Origin of the sequence: Halorubrum sp. SS7 (assembly GCF_005435055.1) — an archaeon.
GTDB lineage: Archaea > Halobacteriota > Halobacteria > Halobacteriales > Haloferacaceae > Halorubrum > Halorubrum salinarum.
In genome coordinates, this window is the sequence record NZ_SGXV01000002.1 from 228,992 (window position 1) to 250,018 (window position 21,027).

The following is a 21,027-nucleotide window of genomic DNA, read 5'->3' on the forward strand; positions in this document are numbered from 1 at the left end:
GCGCGCTCGTTCCCGCCGCGTCGGAACGCCGACCCGGCGTCGGGGCGCGGAGCGAGAGCGGCGGCGCGCGGGGCTTATGTCCCGCCGCGGAGAACGGGGGGCCGATGGCTCCCGCCGAGGACGACATCTCGATCGACGAAAAGCGCGTGTACGCGGGCAGCGCCGGCCGCACCGACGCCTACGTCGCGACGGGGACCGGGATCGTCCGCGTCTCGCTGTCGGCCGACAAGGTCGGCGCGTTCGACATGGTCGCGCGCGACCCCGCCCGCGACGTGGCCGTCCTCGCGCGCAGCGACGGCGCCGCCGACCTCGTCGCCGCGGCGACGCCGGACGGGCTCTCGGTCGCCCCGGTCGGCGACGACCCCGACTTCGCGCTCGCCGACGCCGACTCGGCGGTCGCGGTCGGTACGGCGGGCGGGCGCGGCGACGCGACGGGAGCGCGTGACGGCGCGCTCCTCGTCGCCCGCGAGAGCGGCGCGGTCGAGCGCGTCGCGTTCGAACCGAACGGGACGGCGGTCGCCTCGACGACGCGGCTCGGAACCGTCTCGGAGCCGCGCGCGGTCGACGGGGCGCTCGTCGCGGGCGGGGAGGGGGTGTTCCGCGTCGCCGACGGCGGGCTCACGGACGTGGGACTGGACGACGCGCGCGACGTGGCCGGTGCCGGGATGCCGCTCGCCGCGACGGGCGCGGGGCTCTACTGGCTCGGCAACGGCTGGATGACGGCGCTGGAGGGGCCGGCGGACGCGGTCGCGGCCGACGGCGACGGCCACGCCACGGCGGTCGTCGACGGCGACCTGCTGGTTCACGCGGACGCGGGGGGCGAGTGGGACGCCGAGGCGTGGGAGGCCGCCGAGCTCCCCGTGGACGAAGCGGTCGTCGCGCTCGGTTACGGCCCCGGCCTCTCGGTCGCGGTCACGGCGGCGGGCACGCTCTGCGTCGACGCCGGCGACGGCTGGCGGCACCAGGTGGTCGGCGTCCGGGACGTGGAAGGGGTCGCGCTCGCGGTCGTGGAATAAGACGAGCGATATGCGGAACCGTTCGGTTGCTCCTCCGCTGCCGCTGGCGCGATGAAGACCGCTGAAGCCCCGGTCGCGAGGCGGGCGCACGCTCGGTGCGCTCCTCGCTTGCTCACTCCGTTCGCTCGCTGCGGTGCTTCCGTCGCCTGCGCCCGCCTCGCGACCGCCCCTTCGAGTCCCGCCCCACACAGCCCCGCACCTCACGCCTCCCCAGCCTCGTCGGCGGTTCTCCGCTTCGCTCCGAACCACCGACTCCCTCGCGCGTGCGACTCGCGCCCTGCGGGCGCTCGTCGGCACGCGCCACCGCCTCGGTCATTTATAACCAACTAGTTAGATTCCCGCCTGAGGCCGTCTTACGTGCTCGGCAGGTCGATCGGCTCGCCATCGGCGTAGACGGTCGGCTCCCGGATGATCCCGTCGAGGTGGAGCGGCGCGTCCGTTTCGCCGCCGATACCGGCGTTGTCGCCGATCGCGATGTGGACCGTGCCGCCCGCCTTCTCGTCCAAGAGGACCGATCCGACGAGCTCCTCGACGCCGCCGTTGGTCCCGATGCCGAGCTCCGCGAGGTTGTAGGCGGCGTCGCCGACGTCCTCGGCGGCCGCCTCCACGTCGGCGCGGATCGCGTCGTCGTCGATGTCGGTGACGAACCCGTCCTCGACCTCGAACGCGAGCGTCTGTCCCTCGTCGAGCAGGCCGTGGGGCATCATCGTTCCGTCGACGACGAACGTGCCGGTCGCGGTCTCGGGCGCGACGAACACCTCGCCGGCGGGGAGGTTCGAGAAGTCGCCCGGCTCGCGGACCATGCCCGTGTCGGCGAGCCACTCGCGGCCGCCGATCCCGAACGTGATGTCCGTGCCGGCGGGCGCGGTGACGCGGACCTCGTCGGCGTCGGCCACCTGGTCGAGCACGTCGTCGCAGGCGGCGTCGATGGCGGCGTAGTCGGCGTCGAGCCCGGTCGTGAACACGTCCTCGGTGATGCCCGGCAGCGTCGCGCCGCGCGCGCCGGCTTCGCAGGCGGCGCCGCGGGCGCGGGTGTGACTCAGGCTCTTCGTCGTCGGCGCGAGGAAGACGTCGGCCTCCCGCATCGCGGCCGCGACCGGCGCCGGCGGCTCCGTCCCGTGCTGGTCCGCGGGCGGGTATCGGAGGACCGTCGCGTCGTCGGTCACGGCGCTCGCGGCCGCGTAGAGCGCCTCGCCGATCGGCTCGCGCTCGTCGTCGGTAACGACGACCACGGACTCGTCGGAGGCGACGTTCAGACACTGTTCGACCGCGGTCGCCGCGGCGTCAGAGAGGTCGGCAGCCATGCTCGCGTCTCCGTCCGCCCGGGCGTTAGGCCTTGTCATCGGCGATTTTACTCTATTTCGTAATCGAATTATTTACGTCCGGTGCCGATCGGCGTCGAATTAACCGATCGATTACTCGTGGGGTAGTTAATTTCAATTTGCGTACCTCGAAAAGATTATACCGGTCCCCGAGCGAGGGACGCACATGACACGCGTGGGCGTCAACGGCTACGGCACGATCGGCAAGCGGGTCGCGGACGCCGTCGCGGCCCAGGCCGACATGGAACTCGTCGGCGTGACCAAGGCGTCGCCGGACTACGGCGTCGAGGCCGCGGCCCGCCGCGGATACGACCTCTACGCGGCTGTCGAGGACCGCACGGACCGGTTCGCGGCCGCCGGCGTCGACCTGGCGGGGACCCTCGGCGACCTGCTCGACGCCGTCGACGTGATCGTCGACTGCGCGCCCTCCGGCGTCGGCGAGCGCAACGCGCCGGTCTACGAGGCACACGACACGCCGGCGATCTTTCAGGGCGGCGAGGACGCCGCCGTCGCCGACGCCTCGTTCAACGCCCGCGGCCGCTTCGAGGCCGCCCGCGGCGCCGACTCCGTCCGTGTCGTCTCCTGTAACACGACCGCGCTCTCGCGGCTGCTCGCGCCGCTCGACGAGACCTTCGGCGTCGAGAAGGCGCGCGTCACGCTCGTACGCCGCGGCGGCGACCCGAACGAGACCGACCGCGGCCCGATAAATGACATCGTCCCCGACCCGGCGACGGTCCCCTCCCATCACGGCCCCGACGTGAACGAGATCCTCCCGGACGTGGCCGTCGACACCGCGGCGCTGAAGGCGCCGGTCACCGGCATGCACACCCACAGCGTCAACGTCACGCTGGCGACCGAGCCGGACCCGGCGGCCGTCCGCGACCTGCTCGCCGACGAGAGCCGGATCTTCCTCATCCCCGAGGCCGCCGGCATCGACGGGGCCGGAGCGCTGAAGGACTACGCCGCCGACGCGGGCCGGCCCCGCGGCGACCTCTGGGAGAACTGCGTCTGGGAGGAGTCGATAAGCGTCACCGGCCGGGACCTCTACCTGTTCCAGAACGTCCACCAGGAGGCCGACGTGGTCCCCGAGAACGTGGACGCGGTCCGCGCGCTCGCGACCGACATCGACGCGGCCGAGTCGGTCGCGCGGACGAACGAGACGCTCGGCGTCGGTCTCGACGGCCGGCTCGGGGACGGCGAACTGACACGCACGGAACTCCCCGCCGACGACTGACGGGAGCGGGCGCTGAGTTCTTCTTTACTGCCGCCCGAAAGCGACGGTCACTCGGTCGGTCGCGTGACGAGGAACGTCCGCCCGCCCCGGCGTTCGAGGTGGACCTCGCTGCCGTCGACGCGGTTCGCCCGGACGCGGTCCGGGAGGCGGTCGGTTCGACAGTCGGTGACGTCCACGCGCGTCGGCGTCGCGTACCGCGGTCGGTCGGCGGTTACTGCGCTCATACCTCTCCCTCGGGCCGGAACGCCCCTATAATCGAGCCATCCCCGGAGTGAAAGTGAAAGTGGACCGCTCCGAACCGCTGGACGGCGATTCGGGCACGGCGGCTCCGGGGGTCACCTCCCCCTATCGACGGAGGCCGGTCGCCTCGTCGTCCTCGACGAACCGCACCGTGAAGTAGTCGTAGCCGCCGTAGGCGGCGTCGAGCGCGCCCATCCACCAGTTCCACCGCTCGACGAGCGAGGAGCCGTCCGGGGCGTCCTCCATGTGCCCGACCACCCCCGGCACGGTCAGCCCGTGACCGCGGTCCTCGGAGGGCCGCCCGGAGTCGACGAGGTCGCGGGCCGCTCGCGAGACGGCGCGCCGCTCCGCCTCGGTTCCGCCGAACTCGTCTTCGAGCGCGCGTTCCAGACGCTGTCTGTCCATGCCCGTGCTACGGTCCGCGAGTATATGAGTCGCGTGGTAGGGGGTGTCACGTCCGGTGTCGGGGAGCGCCTCACAGGCGCGCGGCCAGCGCGAGGAAGAGGAGGGAGAACGGCGCCGTGAGCAGCGCCAGCGCCACGCCGCCCGCGCCCTCGCCGGCCGCGACGGCCATCAGGAGGCCGACGACGAGCGAGAACGATCCCAGGACCGCGAGGGTGAGCCGCTCCGGGACGCTCGCGCGGTCCGGGCCGTCGCTCTCCGCCAGCACCGCGTCGAGCGCCGCCTCGACCTCGTCGGCGCGGTCGGTCGGGACGAACAGCCACGGCGTCGACCGGAACCACGCGTTCCCGCGGTACGCGAGCAGGAACAGCGTGGTCCACCGGAGGTCGATCCGCCGCGTCCGCACGACGGACCCGAGGTCGTCGCTTCGGGTCCGGTCGTAGCTGGGGTACGTCCGCTCGACCGTCGCCGCCGCCGGGTCGAGCCGGACGGTCTTGCCCGACGACTGGACGACGGCCGGCACGAACCAGACGAGCCAGAACAGCGGCCAGAAGGCGGGGAGGAGGTCGGTCGGGAGCGCCAGCGCCGCCGCGGCGACCGCGCCGAGTCCGGCGAGCGTCCAGCCGGGCCGCAGCGCGCCCGCGGCCTCGCGCAGCCGGGAGACGGTCAGTTCGCTGACCGCTGTCTCGCGGTACCAGACGTACAGCGAGGGGACGGTGGCGACCGCGAGCGCGAAGAGGAACCCGACGCCGACGGCGGCCTCGGCGAGGCCGACGCTCGGCAGCGCGAACTCGCCGGTCCCGGTGAGAACCGCGGCGACGACGGCCCCGATCCCGACGAGGACGGCGCCGGCGATCCCGCCCGTTGCCCCGGCCGCGAGCGACCTCAGCCGGTCGTACCGGACCGGTCCCCACTCGATCGCCTCGCGCCCGGGACCGCGAGCCGCGTCGGCCTCGTCGGTCGCGGTCGCGTCCTTGCGCTCTGCGTCTTCGACCGCGTCGGCGGGTTCGACGGCGTCGACCGCGTCGGCCGCGGCCGCGGGTCCGCTCTCGGAGGGCATGCGCCCGAATTGCCGTCGGGCCGATAAAAATCGTGAGGCCGATTTCGCCGGCTCCCGCCGAGCGGCGGCGCGCGCTCCGCTACGCGCCGGACTCGTCGGCGGCCGCGTCAGCCGCCGGCGGCTCCGCGGGCTCGACGCCGCCGAGCCGGAGCGCGTTGCCGGTGACGCCGAGGCTCATCCCCATGTCGCCGACGACCACGGCCGTCGCGACGCTCACGTAGCCGAGCGGGGCGCCGGCCGCCAGGAGCGCCTTCACGGCGAGGGAGGCGCCGATGTTCGTCCGGATCGTCGAGCTCGCGCGCGAGGAGAGGTCGACGACGTACGGCAGCCGCGTCAGGTCGTCGGCCATCAGCGCCACGTCGGCGGTCTCGATGGCGGTGTCGGTGCCGGCGGCGCCCATCGCGATCCCCACGTCGGCGGCCGCCAGCGCCGGCGCGTCGTTGATCCCGTCGCCGACCATCGCGACGCCGCCCTCCGCCTCCGCCTCGGCCGCGAGCTCGCGGACCGCGTCGACCTTCTCGTCCGGGAGCAGCTCCGCGCGGACCTCGTCGACGCCGACGCGCTCGCCGATCGCCCGCGCGGTCCGGTCGTTGTCGCCGGTGAGCATCGCGACGCGGTCGATCCCGAGGTCGTGGAGCCGGTCGACGACCCACGCCGCCTCCGGGCGGACGGTGTCCGCGACCGCGATGACGCCCTCCAGCTCCGTCTCGGTGCCGACGAGGACGACCGTCTTGCCCTCCGCCTGAAGCCGGGGGATCGTCTCGCTCGCCAGGTCGAGGTACTGGCCGTGGTCGCAGGACTCGGGCTCGGTGACGCTCGCGCTTCCGTCGTCGGAGGCGTCTCCGTCCTCGCGCCCCCGAACCATCCCGCCGTCGGGCCGGACGTGGGCGTGGCTCAGGTCGAAGCCGAGCTCCTCGAACAGCGAGGGCTTGCCGGCGTAGTGGGTCTCGCCGTCGAGGTCCGCTCGGACGCCCTCGCCGGTCAGCGCCTCGAAGCCGGTGACCGCGGTCGCGTCCTCGCCGTCGGGCCCGGCGCCGGCCTCCTCGCCGCGCGCGACGATCGCCGCGGCTACCGGGTGTTCGCTCCGGCGCTCGATGGCGGTCGCGCACGCGAGCACGTCGTCGGCCCCGCGGTCGCCGAGGGGGACCACGTCGGTCACCGACAGCTCGCCGCGCGTGAGGGTCCCGGTCTTGTCGAGCGCGACGGCGTCCACGTCGCCGGCGGCCTCCAGGTGTTCGCCGCCCTTGATCAGGACGCCGTTGCGCGCGGCCGCGGTCACGCCGGAGACGACGCTGACGGGCGTCGAGATGACGAACGCGCAGGGACACGCGACCACGAGCAGGGTGAGTCCGCGGACGAACCACGTCTCCGCGCCCCCGCCGACGAGGATCGGGCCGAGCGCCGCGGTCGCGACCGCGCCCGCCACGACGATCGGGGTGTAGACGGCCGCGAAGCGGTCGACGAACCGCTCGGCGCGCGTCTCCTCGCCGTTGGCGGCCTCGACGAGTTCGACGACCCGCGCGATAGTCGACTCGTTCGCCGGCGCGGTCGCCTCCACCTCGAGGTAGCCGGCCTCGTTGATCGAGCCGGCGTACACCTCGTCGCCGGGCGCCTTCTCCGCCGGGACGGACTCGCCGGTGATCGGCGACTCGTCGACCGCGCCGGAGCCCTCGCGGACGACGCCGTCGAGCGGGACGCGCTCGCCCGGCCGCACCGCGAGTCGCTCGCCCGTCGCGACGCTCTCGGCGGGGACCGTCTCCTCGTCGCCGTCGCGGATCACGACCGCCTCGTCCGGCGACAGCTCCATCAGCTCGCGCAGCGAGGTGCGCGCCCGGTCGATCGAGTAGCGTTCGAGCAGCTCCGCGACCGAGAACAGCACCGCGAGGGTCGCCGCCTCGAACGGGAGGTCGACGAGCAGCGCGGCGACGACCCCCACGCTCATCAGCAGGTCGATGTCGAGGCTCAGGCCCCGCAGCGAGTAGAGCCCGTTCCGCAGGATCGGCGGGCCGGCGACCGCGACCGCCAGCAGGTACGCGACCGACGCGCCGGTGACCGTCCACGGCCCGAGGAAGCCCACGCCGCCGACCGTCGCGAACGTCGGGTCGAGGCCGGGGAGCAGCCACTCTAAGACGAGGCCGGCGCCGAGGAACAGCCCGCCGACCGCGGTCGCGATCGCCCGGGGGCTCGTGAACAGGTCGTCGGCGACGCCGTCCGAATCCGCGTCCGCGACGGCGTAGCCGGCCCCCTCGACCGCGGCCGTCAGCGCCTCGACGTCCGTCTGGTCGGGGTCGTACGTGAGGACGACGACGCCCGTGGTCGGGCGGGTGTCGACCGAGAGGACGCCCTCGCGGTCGAGCGCGCCCTCGACCTTCCCGGCGCACGACGAGCAGTCCATGTCCGGCACCGAGAGCCGGAGCCGCGCCCCGTCGGGCTCGTCCGTCGCCGCGCCGGCGGGGCGGTCGGCCGGCTCGTCGTCGGGTCCGTCCGCTTCGCGCGAGTCGCTCATTGCCTGACCCTATCCGCCGGAGCGTTATTAATTCGGCTGCCATTCTCAGGGGCTAAATTAGGAGATATTATTAAAACAAGAACAAGGTATAGCAACACTCCGCAAGTATTTATCAGCGGGCCGGCTACGCCGAGGCATGACCGACTGGCGCGCCGTGGGCTACGGGTTCGTCGTGATGCTGATCGCCGGGCTGCTCGCGACGCTCGTCCCCGTGGTGGGACACGCGGCCGCCGGCCTCGTCGGCGGGTTCGTCGCGGGGTACTTGGCCGGCGGCGGCCTGTTCTCCGGCTTCTGGCACGGGCTGCTGGCGGGGTCGGTGAGCGGGGTCGCGGTCACCCTCGCGCTCGCCGCGTTCGGGGGTCTCGTCGGCTTGGTTGGCGGCCCGGTCGGGAGCCTGCTCGGCGGCGCCGGCGTGCTGATCGTCGGCCTGTTCCTCACGTTCCTGTTCGCGGTCGACTCGGCGCTCGCGGGCGCCATCGGCGGCGTGGTCGGCGACTGATCGGTATTCCTCGAAACCGTCCGGTTTTGATGGAATCGGAAAAGGAAGTTCCCTCATCGGCACGCGCCTCCGAGCGCCCGATAGGGCGCGAGGAGCGTGCGCGAGGTCGCCGGCGCTACGCGCCGGCTGCCAGAGAATCTCCGATTCTCGCCGGAGTCGGTCGCCGAGCGAAGCGACGGAGACCGACGAGGCTGGGGAGGCGTGAGGTGCGGTTGCGGTGTGGGGCGTCCTCGCGGCTGGGGCTTTGGGGATGTTCCCCGTCGGTTCAGCAGTGGCTATTTAAAAATAAGCGGCTGTGGATTCAAAAGGACGCACCACTGTGGGTGCCTCGACATCGGATAAATAGAAGGCGGGAGCGGTAGCGGAACCGACTGCTCCGCGACGGAGCGTTTGTTAAGCGCTCTCGACGGCGCCGAGGACCGCCCCGTAGTCGGGCTCGTTCGTCGGGTCGTCGGCCACCCAGTCGTAGACGATCCGCCCGTGGTCGTCGATCACGAACACCGCGCGGTTGGCGATGCCGTGGAGGCCGAGGTCGGCGATGTCGATCTCGAGGCCGTACGCCCGGATCGCGTCGCCGGCCATGTCGCTCACGAGGTCGAACTCGATCCCGTGCTCCTCGCGGAACGCGCCCTGCGAGAACGGCGAGTCGGCGCTGATCCCGAACAGGGTCGCGCCCGCGTCGGCGAAGGCGTCGGCGCGCTCCTGGAACGCGATCATCTCGTTCGTACACGGCGGCGTGAACGCGCCGGGGAAGAACGCGAGCACGACCGGCCCGTCGCCTATCTCGTCGTCGAGGTCGAACGGCTCGTGGTCGCTCGTGCCGACCGTCGCGGTGAACGTGGGTGCGTCGTCGCCTGTGGAAACCATCGGTGTTCGATACGGCCGAACCACGCAAAAGGCTTGTCGCGACCCCGTTCGGTGCCGCTATCGGAACCGCCGGATCCGAGGCGAGCGGCCGCTACTCCCGGTCGAGGTACTCCTGCTGGACCGCGACCACTTCGGCCGAGTCCGCGCAGTCCGCGTACCGCCGGAGCGGCTCCGCGTTGAGTTCGAGGAACGTCTCGCCCCAGGTGAACTTCGCGAGGACGCGCTCCGCGTGGTCGCGCTCGCCGAGGATCGCGAGCGCGGCCGCGAACGCCTCGACCGTCGTGAGCCGCATCGGCCGCCCGAAGTTCACGGGGTTCGCGGCGACGAGGTACGGGAGCGCGCGGTGCTCGCCGGGGAGGCTGAACATCTTCTCGCCGGCCGACTCCCACGAGCAGTCGAGCGCGACGAGCGCGCTCTCGGCGGCCCGCTCGGCGTCCGCTGGCGAGAGCGCGCGCTCCGCGTGGGGGTTGAGCACGACTCCGTACGGCGTGGCCCGGTCCGAGCGGTGGAGCTCGGCGAGGTCGAACCGCGAGAGCTTCCGGGCCGTACACTTGTCGGGGTCGTCGTCGCCCTCGTACCGGACGTGGAGGTCCACACCCCGGGTTCGGCGGAGTGGCGTATAAGCCGTGCGGACGGGTGCGGCGAATAATCAGCGAGACCGTCGCCCTCCGCCCCTCACGGGGCGCGGGTCCGCGTCACGAACGGTTCGTCGTCGTCGCTGTCGGCCGGGACGCGCGTCCGCGTCCCGATCGGTGCCGGATCGGCTTCAGTCGCTGGTTCGCACATCGCGGCCGAAGGTCGCCGGTCACGGTACAAAACCGTTCGGCTGAATGACTCGTTATCGCTGCCATCTCCTAATATGCGTTTAACAGAAACCGCGTTGCGCGCGGTATCGTGTCATTAACGCCTGCTTCTCTGTCCGAACGTTGATATCGATGACCGGACCTCGTCACATACCACGCCCCGGATAGCGTCAAACCGGCCCGGTACCGGCGGGGTTTTTCCACGTCGCCGCGCAGGTGATCGCATGGAGCTGTTCGCGGTTCCGGACCTCCCGGAGATCCGGGAGGGGGACGACCTGGCGGCCATGATCGGCGAGCGCGTCGACCTCCGCAAGGACGACGTGGTCGTCGTCGCCAGCACGGTCGTCTCGAAGGCGGAGGGCCGCGTCTTCGACCTCGACGACTTCCCGGCGAGCCCGCGCGCGAGGGAGGTGGCCGACAGGCTCGCCGAGATCACCGGCGAGGAGAAGGACCCGCGGTTCGCGCAGGCCGTCATCGAGGAGTCGACGGAGCTCGTGATGGAGGCGCCGTTCCTCCTCACCGCGACGCGCTTCGGCCACGTCGGCGTCAACGCCGGCATCGACCGGTCGAACGTCCCCGGCGGCGACCTGCTGCTCCTCCCGGAGCGCCCCTCCGAGAGCGCGGAGCGGATCCGCCGGGGGCTCGCGGCAGACCGCGTCGTCGTCAGCGACACCTGCGGACGCCCGTTCCGTCACGGGCAGCGCGGGGTCGCGATCGGCTGGGCGGGGATGCCCGCCAGCCGCGACTGGCGCGGCGAGCGCGACCGCGACGGCCGCGAGATGGGCGTCACCGTCCAGAACGTGGTCGACGAGCTCGCCGCGGCCGCCAACCTCGTCGCCGGCGAGGGCGCGGGCGGGACCCCCGTGGTCGTCGTCCGCGACTGGGAGTTCGGCGACCACGACGGCTCGGACAGTCACTTCCGCGAGGTCGAGGGCGACTTCGTCCGCCAGGCCCTGCGGGAGTGGACGTTTCAGGAGTAACCATGCTCGGCATCGAACTCACCCCCGAACACGAGATGTCTCGCCTCGTCGACCTCGGCGTCCGCGCCGAGGAGGCCGGCTACGACGCCGTCTACTCGACGTGTCACTACAACAACCGCGACCCGTGGGCGTTCCTCTCGCGGCTCGCGGCCGCCACCGAGTCGGTCCGGCTCGGCCCGGGCGTCGCGAACCCCTACGAGACCCACCCCGTGACGCTCGCCTCGAAGGTCGCCACCCTCGACGAGGTCGCCGGGGGGCGCGCCGTCTTCGGCCTCGGGCCGGGCGACCCCTCGACGCTCTCGAACCTCGGCCTCGAGGACGAGCGGGGGCTCCGGCCCGTCCTGGAGGCGTTCAAGACCGCCCAGAAGCTGTGGGCGGGCGAACGCGTCGACCACGAGGGCGCTTTCGACGCCGCGGACGCCGGCCTCAACTACGAGCCGCCGCAGGGTGCTGACATCCCCGTCCACGTCGGCGGCGAGGGGCCGCACATGTGCCGGATGGCCGCGAAACACGCCGACGGACTGCTGTACAACGGGTCGCACCCGAAGGACCTCGCGTGGGCCCGCGACCAGGTCGACGACGGCCTCGACGACAGGCCGGACCACCGCGGCGAGTTCGACCTGATCGCGTACGCCGCGGTGTCGGTCGCCGACGAGGAGGCGGCCGCCCGCGAGGCCGCCCGCCCCCCGGTCGCGTTCATCGCCGCGGGCGCGGCGCCGCCCGTCCTGAAGCGCCACGGGATCGACCCGGACGCGGCGGGCGAGATCGGCGAGCGCGTCTCCGCCGGCGAGTTCTCCGCCGCCTTCGAGCGCGTGACGCCCGAGATGGTCGACGCGTTCTGTATGGCGGGCACGCCCGAGACCGTCCGCGAGCGCGCCGCCGCGGTCGCCGAGCACGCCGACGGCCTCGTCGTCGGGTCGCCGCTCGGCCCCGACCTGGAGGCCGCCGTCGACCTCGCGGCGGAGGCGGTCGACGGCCTCTTTTGAGACCCCGCGACGGGCTGTTCTGCGGTCCCGCGACGGCGCGGCCGCTCGCCGTTCGACCGTCCGCCGTTCGACCGGCGTCGCCCCGGTCCTCGGATTCTCGGTCCGTGACAATCGAGAATCGGTCCTGATAACGCCGGCGGGAGGTTGATAACCCGGTCTCGTCGAGGTCCGGACATGTCCACGACACGGCAGCGCCGCCCCGGGATACGCGGGCGGTACGACGCCCTCCTCTGGCGGACGATGGACGGGCTCGGCGTCTCGGAATCGATAGAGCGCAAGATGGTCGCGGCCGTCGGCATCCAGTTCCTCGTCACCGTCGGTATCTTTCTCGCGCAGTTCGTCCTCTCCGGCACCGTCGCGTACGTCGTCTCCGGGGCGCTGTTCCTCGGGTCCGTCGTCGCCATCTACAACACTCTGCTCATCGTCCGCCGGGATCTCGTCGGCCCGATCCGGGCGTTAGAGCGTCAGGCCGAGGCGATCGCCGCGGGCGATGTCGAGGAGGTCGACCGGGACGCCGCGGACGCCCTCGACCCGAGCCAGCCCGACGAGGTCGGGAGCCTCGTGGCCGCGTTCGGCGAGGTCCACGGCTACCTCACGACCGTCTCGGCGCAGGCCGAGGCGCTCGCCGCGCAGGAGTTCGACGACCCGGCGCTCGACGAGGACGTGCCCGGGTCGTTCGGCGACTCGCTCGACGAGATGGCAGAGAACCTCGCCGCCTACACGACCGAGCTGGAGGCGCTCGTCGACGCCTTCGGCGACGCCGCCGAGCGCGCGCAGAACGGCGACCTGACGGCGACCATCGACGAGGACGCGCTGGCGACCGACGAGGACCGGTACGCGGAGCTCGTCGACAACTACAACCGGCTCGTCGCGACGCTCGGCGAGACGCTCGGCGACGTGGGCGCGTTCACCGCGGACGTGGCCGGCACCGCGGACGACGTGCGCGCGAGCATGGACGAGGTCGACGACGCGAGCGGCGAGGTCGCGGGCTCGGTCGGGGAGATATCCGACGGCGCGGCAGAACAGACCGACGAGCTGGAGGCGATCGCGGGCGAGATGAACACGCTGTCGGCGACCGTCGAGGAGATCGCCGCCTCCGCGGACGACGCCGCCGAGACGGCCCGCGACGCGGCCGACCGCGGTCGCTCCGGGCGCGAGGAGGCGGCCGAGGCGATCGCCGAGCTCGAGACCCTGGAGAGCCGGATCGGCGAGACCGCGGCCGCCGTCACCGACCTCGCGGAGCGGGTCGGCGAGATCGACGAGATCGCGGCCGTGATCGACGAGATCGCGGAGGAGACCAACCTGCTCGCGCTGAACGCCTCGATCGAGGCGGCCCGCGCGGACGGCTCCGGCGACGGGTTCGCGGTCGTCGCCGACGAGGTGAAGTCACTCGCCGAGGAGACCCGCGAGTCGGCCGCGGAGATCTCCGGGCGCATCGAGGCGGTCCAGGAGGCGTCCGCCGAGACCGCGGCCGACGCCGAGGCGATGGAGGCGCAGGTCGCCGAGGGCGTCGAGACGATCGAGTCGACGCTGCGGGAGTTCGAGGGGGTCGTCGAGGACGTGACGACCGTCGACGAGACCGTCCAGGAGATCAGCGACGCGACCGACGACCAGGCGCGCACGACCCAGGAGGTCGTCGACATGGTCGACGGGGTCGCGTCCGTGAGCAGGCAGACCGCGACCGAGGCGGAGACCGTCGCGGCCGCGGCCGAGGAGCAGACCGCGACCGTCTCGGAGGTGACGGAGCGGGTCCACACGCTCTCGGAGCAGTCCGACGAACTGCTCGCGCGGCTGAACGAGTTCGAGGTGCCGGACGGCGCGGAGGAGGGGATCGCGACCGGCGCCCCGGCGGACGCCGCCGCGACCCGGTCGGCGCCGGGCGACGACGACTGACGGATTCCCGGCCGGGTCGTCCGCGGGTTCGTTTTTATTCCGAGCGGCCGCGGCCGCCGAGCGAGGGCAGGTCGACGCCGATCTCGCCGAGCAGGGCGCCGGCCGCCGCGTACCCGAGCGCGCTGACGGAGGCGACGATCAGCACCTGTCCGACGACGACGAGGAGCGCCGACAGCGGGTCGCCCGCGCCGAGGATCAGGTCGTTCAGGAAGATGTCGACGAACCGGCCGACGTCGCCGACCAGCCGCGAGACGAAGTCGATGAGCGCCATCATGGGCCACGCTTGGACCGGGGGGTACTTGGGTGTTGAGTTCGCGGCGGCGCCTCGCGCGCTGGCCTCACGCCTCCGCCGCCGCCGACTCGGGCTCGTCGGCGCGCGCGTAGCGCAGCGCCCACCCGATCAGCACGCCCTGAAACGGCAGCCGGACCCAGGCCGCGAGCCGGGCCGGCGCGACGAGCGGCTCCGGGACGAGGTCGTTCAGCGTCTCGCTCCGGGCGAGGTGGACGTTGGCGGGGAACACCGCGACGAGGAGCGCGACGATCCCCCACGCCGAGGCGCGTCGCGTCCGCGGGATCGCGACGCCGATCCCGAGGAGTATCTCGGCGACCCCGGAGAGGTAGACCAGCCCGACCGGCCGCGGGAAGGACGGCGGGACCGCCTCGGCGAAGCGCTCGGGGATCAGGAAGTGCGCGATCCCGGCGACGACGTACGTCGCACCCATCAGCGGCGCGAGCGACCGCTCGGCGTCGACGGGGGCGTCCGCTTCGGTCTCGGCGCGCGTTCGGTCTGCGTCGGTCATACCGCGACACACGAGCAGGAGACGTATCAGTCCTCGCCGCCGGGGGTTCCGGGAACCGAACCCCTTACGAACGGGCGAGCCTTACGCGGTCGTAATGAACACGCTGTTCTGGGTGCTCACCGGGGTCCTCGCCTACTCCGCGGTCGCGATGTGGCTGCGGAACGAGGGGATCCTCCCGGACGCGTTCAGGGTCTCCGGTCCGGTGTTGACCCTCCGGACGCTCCGCGGGCGCGCCTTCCTCGGCCGACTGGCGGCGCCGAAGCGGTTCTGGCGCGCGGTCGCCAACCTCGGGCTCGGGGGCGCCCTGGTGGCGATGGTGGCGTCGTTCGCGCTCATCCTCTCGTCGGCTCGGTCGGCGTTCACGAACGCGCAGCCCTCCGCGATCCAGCAGCCGCAGAACTTCCTCATCATCCCCGGGGTCAACGACTTCCTCCCGCTGTCGGTCGCGCCCGAGATCGTCGCCGGGCTCGCCGGCGCGATGGTCGTCCACGAGGGCGCGCACGGGCTCCTCTGCCGGGTCGAGGACATCGACATCGAGTCGATGGGACTGGTCTTCTTCGCGCTGCTCCCGGTCGGCGCGTTCGTCGAGCCGGACGAGGAGGCGACGCAGGAGGCCTCCCGCGGCGCCCGCGCCCGGATGTTCGCGGCCGGCGTCACCGCGAACACGGTCCTGACGATCGTCGTCTTCGCGCTCCTGTTCGGGCCCGTCGTCGGCGCCATCTCGCCCGCGCCCGGCTACGCGGTCGGCGAGGTGAACCCCGGCTCGCCGGCGGCCGCCGCCGACCTCTCGCAAGGTGACCGGATCGTCGAGGTGGCGGGCGCGCCGGTCGAGACGGGCGCCGAGTTCGAGGCCGCGATCGCCGACGCCGGCGACTCCGTCGCGCTCACCGTCGACGACGGCGACGCCCGCGAGACGGTGACGGTCGACCGCGAGCTACAGGTGGTCGGCTCGGCCGGCGGCAACCCCCTCGGCGTGACGATCGAGGGCGCTCCCGTCACGATCGCGGCCGTCAACGGCGAGGCGGTCGCGACCGAGTCGGCGTTCTACGACGCGGTCGGCGGCGACGAGCGCGCCGCGCTGACCGTGACCGGCAACGCGAGCGTCCTTGACCAGGTCCGCGACGCGCCGGGCGCCGAGAACGCCTCCGGCGTCGAAACCGCCGACGGCGAGGGGGCTGTCACCGTCCCCGACGTGCCGATCGGCGCGTACGTCGTCGGCGTCCAGGAGGACGGGCCGATCCACGACGCGGGCGCGGCGCTCGGCGAGCCGCTGACGATCGTCTCGGTGGACGGCGAGCGCGTCGTCGACAACGGGGCGCTCTCGGCCGTCCTCGGCGAGCGTGACCCGGGCGAGACCGTCCCCGTCACCGTCTACGACGCTGACGGCGAGCAGGCGACGTACGAGGTGGAGCTCGACCCCCATCCGAGCCGCGACGGCGGCTTCATCGGCGTCAGCGTCTTCCCCGGAACGAGCGGGCTGGCGCTCGACGACGTGGGCGTCACGGAGTACCCCGCCGGCGCGTACCTCGAACTGCTCGGCGGCGACGGCGGGGAGGCCGCGGACGGCGTCCCGCTCGGCGGAGTCACCCAGTCCCCGCTCGGCTTGGTGTTCGTCGCGCTCATCCTCCCGCTCGGCAGCCTCTTCGGGCTCCCGTTCAACTTCGCGGGGTTCACCGGCGACCTGACCAACTTCTTCGTCGTCGAGGGGCCGCTGGCGGCGCTCGGCGGCGGCGCCTTCCTGCTCGCGAACCTCCTCTTCTGGTCGGGGTGGATCAACATCCAGCTTGCGCTGTTCAACTGCCTGCCCGCATTCCCGCTCGACGGCGGCCGCATCCTCCGGATGGTCGCCGAGGCCGTGATCAGCCGGGTTCCGATCAGCGACCGGCACGCCGCGGTGCGGACGATCACGGTCTCGTCCGGGCTCGTCATGCTCGCCGGCCTGATCGCGATGATCTTCGGCAACCAGATCCTCACCGCGCTCGGCCTGATCTGAGGGAAACCGGTTTCCCCGCCGGGCGCGACGCCTCCGTATGATCCACTCGCGGACCGTCGAACTCGAAGGTCACATCATCGACAGCGGGACGATGCAGCGCTGCTTCGGCGCGGTGATGGACCTCGGCGGCTCCTTCGACGTCGAGCGGTTCGACGTCGGCAAACACGAGACCGAGGAGTCGTACTGCCGCCTGACCGTCTCCGCGGACGACCCCGAGACGCTGCGGGACATCCTCCACGAGCTCCACCAGAACGGCGCGGTGCTTGAGGACCCCTCCGAGGTGGAGCTCGTCGCGGCGCCCGCGGACAAGGTCGTCCCGCCGGACTTCTACTCGACGACCAACCACCCGACCGAGGTGTTGTACGACGGCGAGTGGATCGACGTCGAGCGGATCGAGATGGACTGCGCGCTGGTGGTCGACCCGGAGCCGGGGGCGGACGCCGGCGAGGGCCCGCGCGCCTACACCAAGACCCTCAACGCCGTCGAGGAGGGCGACCTCGTCGCGACGGACCAGTCCGGGATCCGTGTGAACCCGCCCGAGCGCCCGCGGAGCGGCGGCGGCGCGTTCGGGTTCATGCAGGGCGGCGTCTCCGCGGAGCGCCCCTCGGAGTCGACGATCCGCGAGGTCGCGGAGGAGCTGCGCGCGGTGAAAGACGAGGGCGGCGACGTGATGGTCGTCGCGGGGCCGGCCGTGATCCACTCCGGCGCGGGCGACGCGCTCGCCGACCTCGTCGCCGCGGGCTACGTGGACGCGCTCTCGGCCGGCAACGGGTTCGCCACCCACGACCTGGAGCGGTCCATCTACGGCACCTCGCTCGGGATGAACGTCGAGACGCTCGAACACCCGCGGAAGGGCCACAAGCACCACATCTGGACCATCTCCGAGATAATCCGGGTGGGCGGCATCGAGGCCGCCGTGGCGGAGGGAATCGTCACGGAGGGAGTGATGTACGAGTGCGTCGAGAACGACGTCGACACCGTCCTCGCGGGGTCGGTCCGCGACGACGGCCCGCTCCCGGACACGATCACCGACGCGGTCGAGGCGCAGGACGCGATCCGCGAGCAGGCCCACGAGGCCGACCTCGTGATCATGCTCGCCACGCTGCTCCACTCCGTCGCGGTCGGCAACTGCCTCCCCTCGACGACGAAGACCGTCTGCGTCGACATCAACCCCGCCACCGTCACCCAACTGCTCGACCGCGGCTCGGCGCAGGCGATCGGGATGGTCACCGACATCGGCACCTTCGTCCCGACGCTCGCGGAGTTCGTGCTGGAGGAGGGAGCATGAGTCCCGAGATCCGCCCCTACGACCGCGAGCGCGACGCCGACGGCCTGTACGAACTGAAGGCCGCCTTCGAGCGCGGCCTCGGCGAGAACACGGGCGGCGACGGGAAGGCGGCCGCCTACGAGGGGAAGCTCACGGACGCCTACCGCGAGCGCTGGCTCGACTGGGTCGACGGCTGCGTCGCGGACGACGACCGGTGCGTGACCGTCGCGGTCGAGGGTGAGGGCGAGAGCGGGACGGCGGGCGACGCCGCCCTCGTCGGCTACGCCTTCGTGCTCCCCGAGCGACTGTCGATGGTTTGGGACGCGGCGGTGCTGAACGAGCTGTTCGTCGCCCCCGAGCACCGCGGGACCGGCGTCGCCGACGACCTGCTGGACGCCGCGCTCGCGGTCGCCGCCGATCAGAACCTCCCGCTCGACCGGCTGGTCCTCGACGTCGACCCCGCGAACGAGCGCGCGAAGGGGTTCTACGACCGCCGCGGCTTCGAGCCGTGGGGCGAGATGGTCGCGAGACCGCTGGACGACGCCTGAAGATCGTCCCGGTTCGGGGTCGGTTCCGCGGCGGTTCCGACTCCCGAAGCTACAAGCGCGCTCGCCCGTTTTCGACGCCCGTGATACAGATCGGTATCGTCGGCTGCGGCGTGATCGGGAACCGCCTCGCGGCCGCGATAGACGACCACGACCGGTACGAACTGGCGGCCGCCTGCGACCTCGACGCCGACCGCGCGGCGTCGCTCGCGGCCGACCACGGCACCGACCGCACCGCGACGACGACCGACCACGCCGCGCTCGTCGAGACCGACGGCCTCGACGCGGTGTACGTCGGCGTGCCGCCGCTCGCGCACCGCGAGGTGGTCGCCGACGCGCTCGCGGCCGGCAGGCATGTCATCTGCGAGAAGCCCATCGCGGCCGACGCGGAGACCGGTCGCGAACTCGTCTCGCTCGCAGCAGAGACCGACCGCGTCACGGCCGTGAACCTCCCGTTCCGATACACGCCGGGGTTCATCCGGCTGCGGGAGGCGGTCGCCGCGGGGGAGGTCGGCGACCCGCGCCGCGTCGAACTCCGGTTCCGGTTCCCCCAGTGGCCCCGCGAGTGGCAGGACGTGGCCTGGCTGGAGTCGCGCGAGCAGGGCGGCCCGCTGCGCGAGGTCGGGACCCACTTCCTGTTCGGCGTCCAGGAGCTGTTCGGCCCGATCGAGACCGTCTCCGCCGACGTGGGCTACTCGGGACCGGACGCCTACGAGGACGACGTGGTCGGGAGCTTCCGGGCCGGCGGCGTTCGGGGGACGATCGACCTGCTCTGCGGCCACGAGGGCGAGGAGGAGAACAGCGTCACGGTCGTCGGCGACGAGGCGGCGCTGTCGCTGACGGAGTGGTACCGCCTCGTTCGGAACCACGGGCGCGAGGGCGAGGAGACGCTCGTCGACGAACGGGGCGACACCGTGCGCGCGCTCCTGACGGAGTTCGCGAGCGCGGTCGAGGGAGAGGGCGGCGACCTCGTTTCGTTCGCCGAGGCGACGCGCGTACAGGAGGTGCTCGACGCGATTCACGCGTCGGACGGCGACCGCGTCCGCCCCGGGACGGGCGGCGACGCGCCGTAGGTCGCTCGCGGAGTCGCGGCCCGGGAACGCCCGACAGGAATTATGTGTCCCTCGGGCCGATCCGTACGTATGAGCTACCTCGTTGCGACCGACGGGTCGACAGAGAGCGACGAAGCCGTCCGGTACGCGGCGCGACAGGCGGTCGCGTTCTACGAGACGCTCGAGATCGCCCACGTCCTGACGCCGGACTCGGAGCTGGTCGACGGCACGATCGTCCTCCCGGGCGAGGAGGCCGCCGTCGAGGCCGGGCAGGGCGTCTTGGAGAGCGCCCGGAGCATCGCCGAGGAGGCGGCCGACGAGCCGATCACCGTGGAGACGCAGCTCCTCACGGGCCGGCCGGCGGACGCGATCACCGAGTACGCGGCCGAGGAGCCGGTCGACGCGATTTACGTCGGCCACCGCGGGCTCTCGGAGGAGCGCGAGCAGGTCGTCGGCAGCGTCGCGAAGAGCATCGTCGACAAGGCCGACGTGCCCGTGACGGTGATCCGGTAGCTGTCGGCCGAGAGAAACGAACAGGCGCCCGCGAACCGTCCGAATTCCGGCGTTTCGATCGACTGCCGGTCGTCACAGGCGCCGGAAAGAACCGCCATTATCGGACGTTCAAAACGGCCTTCCGCCCTATTAGGGGTGATGGCAGACGACGTACTCGTCACGGCGGACTGGGTGGAAGAGCACCTGGACGACTTCCAGAGCGACGATTCGGACCTGCGGCTCGTCGAGATCAACAACCCGACCGTCACCGACGAGTCGGAGTACACGCCCTACGAGGAGGGCCACATCCCCGGCGCGCTCAACTTCGAGTGGGACGAGGTCTTCACCGACGAGACGGAGCGCGACATCGTCTCGAAGGAGGACTTCGCGGCCCGGAACGGCGAGGGCGGCATCGACGCCGACACGACCGTCGTCGTGTACGGCGGCGGCCGCGTCCCGAACTGGTTCGCGCTGTTCGGCTACTGGATCTACAAGTACTACGGTCACGACGACATCCGCGTGATCGACGGCGGGAAGGGGTACTGGGTCGACAACGACTACCCGCTCTCGACCGAGGAGCCCGACTTCACGCCCCGCGAGTACGAGGCCCGCGGTCCCTTCGAGAGCGTCCGCGCCTACAAGGACGACATCGACAAGGCGATCGAGGAGGGGATCCCGATGGTCGACGTGCGCTCCCCCGAGGAGTTCTCCGGCGAGGTCATCGCGCCGGAGGGCCTCAACGAGACCGCCCAGCGCGGCGGCCACATCCCCGGGGCGAGCAACGTGCCGATCGGCACCACGCTGAACGAGGACGGGACGTTCAAGAGCGCGGACGAGCTCCGCGAGCTGTACGGCGACGCGGGCGTCGACGGCGACGAGTCGACGATCACCTACTGCCGCGTCGGCGAGCGCTCGTCGATCGAGTGGTTCCTCCTCCACGAGCTGCTCGGCTACGACGACGTCCGCAACTACGACGGCTCGTGGACCGAGTGGGGCAACCTCGTCGGCGCGCCGATCGAGACCGGCGAGTAACCGGCGCCGTCGGTCCCCCGAACCGTCCCGCGCGACCG

At 72.3% G+C, this 21,027-nt stretch carries 21 protein-coding genes; 12 read left to right on the forward strand and 9 right to left on the reverse strand.

Going from position 1 to position 21,027, the window contains the following annotated elements; all coding sequences use genetic code 11:
* Window positions 1–104: 104 nt before the first annotated feature.
* Window positions 105–1,016: a hypothetical protein gene (locus EXE44_RS03595; RefSeq protein ID WP_137715993.1), complete on the forward strand. Its 912-nt coding sequence runs from the start codon at window positions 105–107 to the stop codon at window positions 1,014–1,016.
* A gap of 353 nt (window positions 1,017–1,369) precedes the next feature.
* On the opposite strand, the gene EXE44_RS03600 is transcribed toward EXE44_RS03595, so the two are convergent.
* The gene (locus EXE44_RS03600) at window positions 1,370–2,320 is read right to left on the reverse strand and encodes an aminopeptidase (protein WP_137715994.1); all 951 of its coding nucleotides are present in this window, start codon (window positions 2,318–2,320) and stop codon (window positions 1,370–1,372) included.
* 184 nt (window positions 2,321–2,504) lie between these two features.
* On the opposite strand from EXE44_RS03600, the gene EXE44_RS03605 reads away from it, so the two are divergent.
* Window positions 2,505–3,572: a type II glyceraldehyde-3-phosphate dehydrogenase gene (locus EXE44_RS03605; RefSeq protein ID WP_137715995.1), complete on the forward strand. Its 1,068-nt coding sequence runs from the start codon at window positions 2,505–2,507 to the stop codon at window positions 3,570–3,572.
* Window positions 3,573–3,619: 47 nt separating this feature from the next.
* Here EXE44_RS03605 and EXE44_RS20665 read toward each other — a convergent pair whose 3' ends face one another.
* From EXE44_RS20665 to EXE44_RS03620, 4 genes are all read right to left on the reverse strand, one after another.
* The gene (locus tag EXE44_RS20665) at window positions 3,620–3,796 is read right to left on the reverse strand and encodes a hypothetical protein (RefSeq protein WP_006112147.1); all 177 of its coding nucleotides are present in this window, start codon (window positions 3,794–3,796) and stop codon (window positions 3,620–3,622) included.
* A gap of 121 nt (window positions 3,797–3,917) precedes the next feature.
* On the reverse strand, window positions 3,918–4,217 hold the full coding sequence (locus EXE44_RS03610; protein WP_053772684.1) for a hypothetical protein: 300 nt from the start codon (window positions 4,215–4,217) through the stop codon (window positions 3,918–3,920).
* 70 nt (window positions 4,218–4,287) lie between these two features.
* Window positions 4,288–5,274 (reverse strand): hypothetical protein, encoded by a 987-nt coding sequence (locus EXE44_RS03615; RefSeq protein ID WP_137715996.1) that lies wholly within the window; start codon window positions 5,272–5,274, stop codon window positions 4,288–4,290.
* Between the two features lie 79 nt (window positions 5,275–5,353).
* Complete coding sequence (locus EXE44_RS03620; protein WP_137715997.1) at window positions 5,354–7,780, reverse strand: cation-translocating P-type ATPase; 2,427 nt, start codon at window positions 7,778–7,780, stop codon at window positions 5,354–5,356.
* Between the two features lie 136 nt (window positions 7,781–7,916).
* On the opposite strand from EXE44_RS03620, the gene EXE44_RS03625 reads away from it, so the two are divergent.
* On the forward strand, window positions 7,917–8,279 hold the full coding sequence (locus EXE44_RS03625; protein WP_137715998.1) for a DUF5518 domain-containing protein: 363 nt from the start codon (window positions 7,917–7,919) through the stop codon (window positions 8,277–8,279).
* Window positions 8,280–8,672: 393 nt separating this feature from the next.
* Here EXE44_RS03625 and EXE44_RS03630 read toward each other — a convergent pair whose 3' ends face one another.
* Together EXE44_RS03630 and EXE44_RS03635 are read right to left on the reverse strand one after the other, a co-directional pair.
* Window positions 8,673–9,146: a redoxin domain-containing protein gene (locus tag EXE44_RS03630; RefSeq protein WP_137715999.1), complete on the reverse strand. Its 474-nt coding sequence runs from the start codon at window positions 9,144–9,146 to the stop codon at window positions 8,673–8,675.
* Between the two features lie 91 nt (window positions 9,147–9,237).
* Complete coding sequence (locus tag EXE44_RS03635) at window positions 9,238–9,741, reverse strand: DUF367 family protein (protein WP_137716000.1); 504 nt, start codon at window positions 9,739–9,741, stop codon at window positions 9,238–9,240.
* A 432-nt stretch (window positions 9,742–10,173) separates the two neighbouring features.
* Between EXE44_RS03635 and EXE44_RS03640 the strand changes: the two genes are divergently transcribed.
* The 3 genes from EXE44_RS03640 to EXE44_RS03650 all read left to right on the forward strand — a co-directional run bounded on the left by EXE44_RS03640 (window position 10,174) and on the right by EXE44_RS03650 (window position 13,808).
* A complete protein-coding gene (locus EXE44_RS03640) occupies window positions 10,174–10,929 on the forward strand; it encodes a coenzyme F420-0:L-glutamate ligase (protein ID WP_137716001.1) in 756 nt (251 codons plus the stop codon).
* A 2-nt stretch (window positions 10,930–10,931) separates the two neighbouring features.
* On the forward strand, window positions 10,932–11,915 hold the full coding sequence (locus tag EXE44_RS03645) for a 5,10-methylenetetrahydromethanopterin reductase (protein WP_137716002.1): 984 nt from the start codon (window positions 10,932–10,934) through the stop codon (window positions 11,913–11,915).
* Window positions 11,916–12,155: 240 nt separating this feature from the next.
* A complete protein-coding gene (locus EXE44_RS03650; protein WP_137716103.1) occupies window positions 12,156–13,808 on the forward strand; it encodes a methyl-accepting chemotaxis protein in 1,653 nt (550 codons plus the stop codon).
* A gap of 34 nt (window positions 13,809–13,842) precedes the next feature.
* Here EXE44_RS03650 and EXE44_RS03655 read toward each other — a convergent pair whose 3' ends face one another.
* Window positions 13,843–14,082: a hypothetical protein gene (locus EXE44_RS03655; protein ID WP_137716003.1), complete on the reverse strand. Its 240-nt coding sequence runs from the start codon at window positions 14,080–14,082 to the stop codon at window positions 13,843–13,845.
* Between the two features lie 64 nt (window positions 14,083–14,146).
* Entirely contained in the window at window positions 14,147–14,608 is a 462-nt protein-coding gene (locus EXE44_RS03660) for a DoxX family membrane protein (RefSeq protein WP_137716004.1), read from the reverse strand.
* 94 nt (window positions 14,609–14,702) lie between these two features.
* Here EXE44_RS03660 and EXE44_RS03665 point away from each other — a divergent pair, with 94 nt between their 5' ends.
* From EXE44_RS03665 to EXE44_RS03690, 6 genes are all read left to right on the forward strand, one after another.
* A complete protein-coding gene (locus EXE44_RS03665; RefSeq protein WP_137716005.1) occupies window positions 14,703–16,601 on the forward strand; it encodes a site-2 protease family protein in 1,899 nt (632 codons plus the stop codon).
* A gap of 37 nt (window positions 16,602–16,638) precedes the next feature.
* Entirely contained in the window at window positions 16,639–17,889 is a 1,251-nt protein-coding gene (locus EXE44_RS03670; protein ID WP_137716006.1) for a TIGR00300 family protein, read from the forward strand.
* Window positions 17,886–18,416 carry a GNAT family N-acetyltransferase gene (locus EXE44_RS03675; protein ID WP_137716007.1) on the forward strand — a complete coding sequence of 177 codons (531 nt, stop codon included), beginning with the start codon at window positions 17,886–17,888 and terminating at the stop codon, window positions 18,414–18,416. The genes EXE44_RS03670 and EXE44_RS03675 overlap by 4 nt, the downstream gene beginning before the upstream one ends.
* 80 nt (window positions 18,417–18,496) lie before the next feature.
* A complete protein-coding gene (locus EXE44_RS03680) occupies window positions 18,497–19,486 on the forward strand; it encodes a Gfo/Idh/MocA family protein (RefSeq protein WP_137716008.1) in 990 nt (329 codons plus the stop codon).
* A 69-nt stretch (window positions 19,487–19,555) separates the two neighbouring features.
* On the forward strand, window positions 19,556–19,978 hold the full coding sequence (locus tag EXE44_RS03685; protein ID WP_053772670.1) for a universal stress protein: 423 nt from the start codon (window positions 19,556–19,558) through the stop codon (window positions 19,976–19,978).
* Window positions 19,979–20,116: 138 nt separating this feature from the next.
* Window positions 20,117–20,989, forward strand: a complete 873-nt coding sequence (locus EXE44_RS03690) for a sulfurtransferase (protein ID WP_137716009.1) — start codon at window positions 20,117–20,119, stop codon at window positions 20,987–20,989.
* The last annotated feature ends 38 nt before the right edge of the window (window positions 20,990–21,027 follow it).

Coding starts and splice junctions, on each gene's coding strand:
- EXE44_RS03690 (WP_137716009.1), top strand. CDS start 20,117: ATGGCAGACGACGTACTCGTCACGGCGGACTGGGTGGAAGAGCACCTG.
- EXE44_RS20665 (WP_006112147.1), bottom strand. CDS start 3,796: ATGAGCGCAGTAACCGCCGACCGACCGCGGTACGCGACGCCGACGCGC.
- EXE44_RS03660 (WP_137716004.1), bottom strand. CDS start 14,608: ATGACCGACGCAGACCGAACGCGCGCCGAGACCGAAGCGGACGCCCCC.
- EXE44_RS03655 (WP_137716003.1), bottom strand. CDS start 14,082: ATGATGGCGCTCATCGACTTCGTCTCGCGGCTGGTCGGCGACGTCGGC.
- EXE44_RS03615 (WP_137715996.1), bottom strand. CDS start 5,274: ATGCCCTCCGAGAGCGGACCCGCGGCCGCGGCCGACGCGGTCGACGCC.
- EXE44_RS03625 (WP_137715998.1), top strand. CDS start 7,917: ATGACCGACTGGCGCGCCGTGGGCTACGGGTTCGTCGTGATGCTGATC.
- EXE44_RS03670 (WP_137716006.1), top strand. CDS start 16,639: ATGATCCACTCGCGGACCGTCGAACTCGAAGGTCACATCATCGACAGC.
- EXE44_RS03600 (WP_137715994.1), bottom strand. CDS start 2,320: ATGGCTGCCGACCTCTCTGACGCCGCGGCGACCGCGGTCGAACAGTGT.
- EXE44_RS03605 (WP_137715995.1), top strand. CDS start 2,505: ATGACACGCGTGGGCGTCAACGGCTACGGCACGATCGGCAAGCGGGTC.
- EXE44_RS03610 (WP_053772684.1), bottom strand. CDS start 4,217: ATGGACAGACAGCGTCTGGAACGCGCGCTCGAAGACGAGTTCGGCGGA.
- EXE44_RS03675 (WP_137716007.1), top strand. CDS start 17,886: ATGAGTCCCGAGATCCGCCCCTACGACCGCGAGCGCGACGCCGACGGC.
- EXE44_RS03665 (WP_137716005.1), top strand. CDS start 14,703: ATGAACACGCTGTTCTGGGTGCTCACCGGGGTCCTCGCCTACTCCGCG.
- EXE44_RS03685 (WP_053772670.1), top strand. CDS start 19,556: ATGAGCTACCTCGTTGCGACCGACGGGTCGACAGAGAGCGACGAAGCC.
- EXE44_RS03620 (WP_137715997.1), bottom strand. CDS start 7,780: ATGAGCGACTCGCGCGAAGCGGACGGACCCGACGACGAGCCGGCCGAC.
- EXE44_RS03640 (WP_137716001.1), top strand. CDS start 10,174: ATGGAGCTGTTCGCGGTTCCGGACCTCCCGGAGATCCGGGAGGGGGAC.
- EXE44_RS03630 (WP_137715999.1), bottom strand. CDS start 9,146: ATGGTTTCCACAGGCGACGACGCACCCACGTTCACCGCGACGGTCGGC.
- EXE44_RS03645 (WP_137716002.1), top strand. CDS start 10,932: ATGCTCGGCATCGAACTCACCCCCGAACACGAGATGTCTCGCCTCGTC.
- EXE44_RS03595 (WP_137715993.1), top strand. CDS start 105: ATGGCTCCCGCCGAGGACGACATCTCGATCGACGAAAAGCGCGTGTAC.
- EXE44_RS03650 (WP_137716103.1), top strand. CDS start 12,156: ATGGACGGGCTCGGCGTCTCGGAATCGATAGAGCGCAAGATGGTCGCG.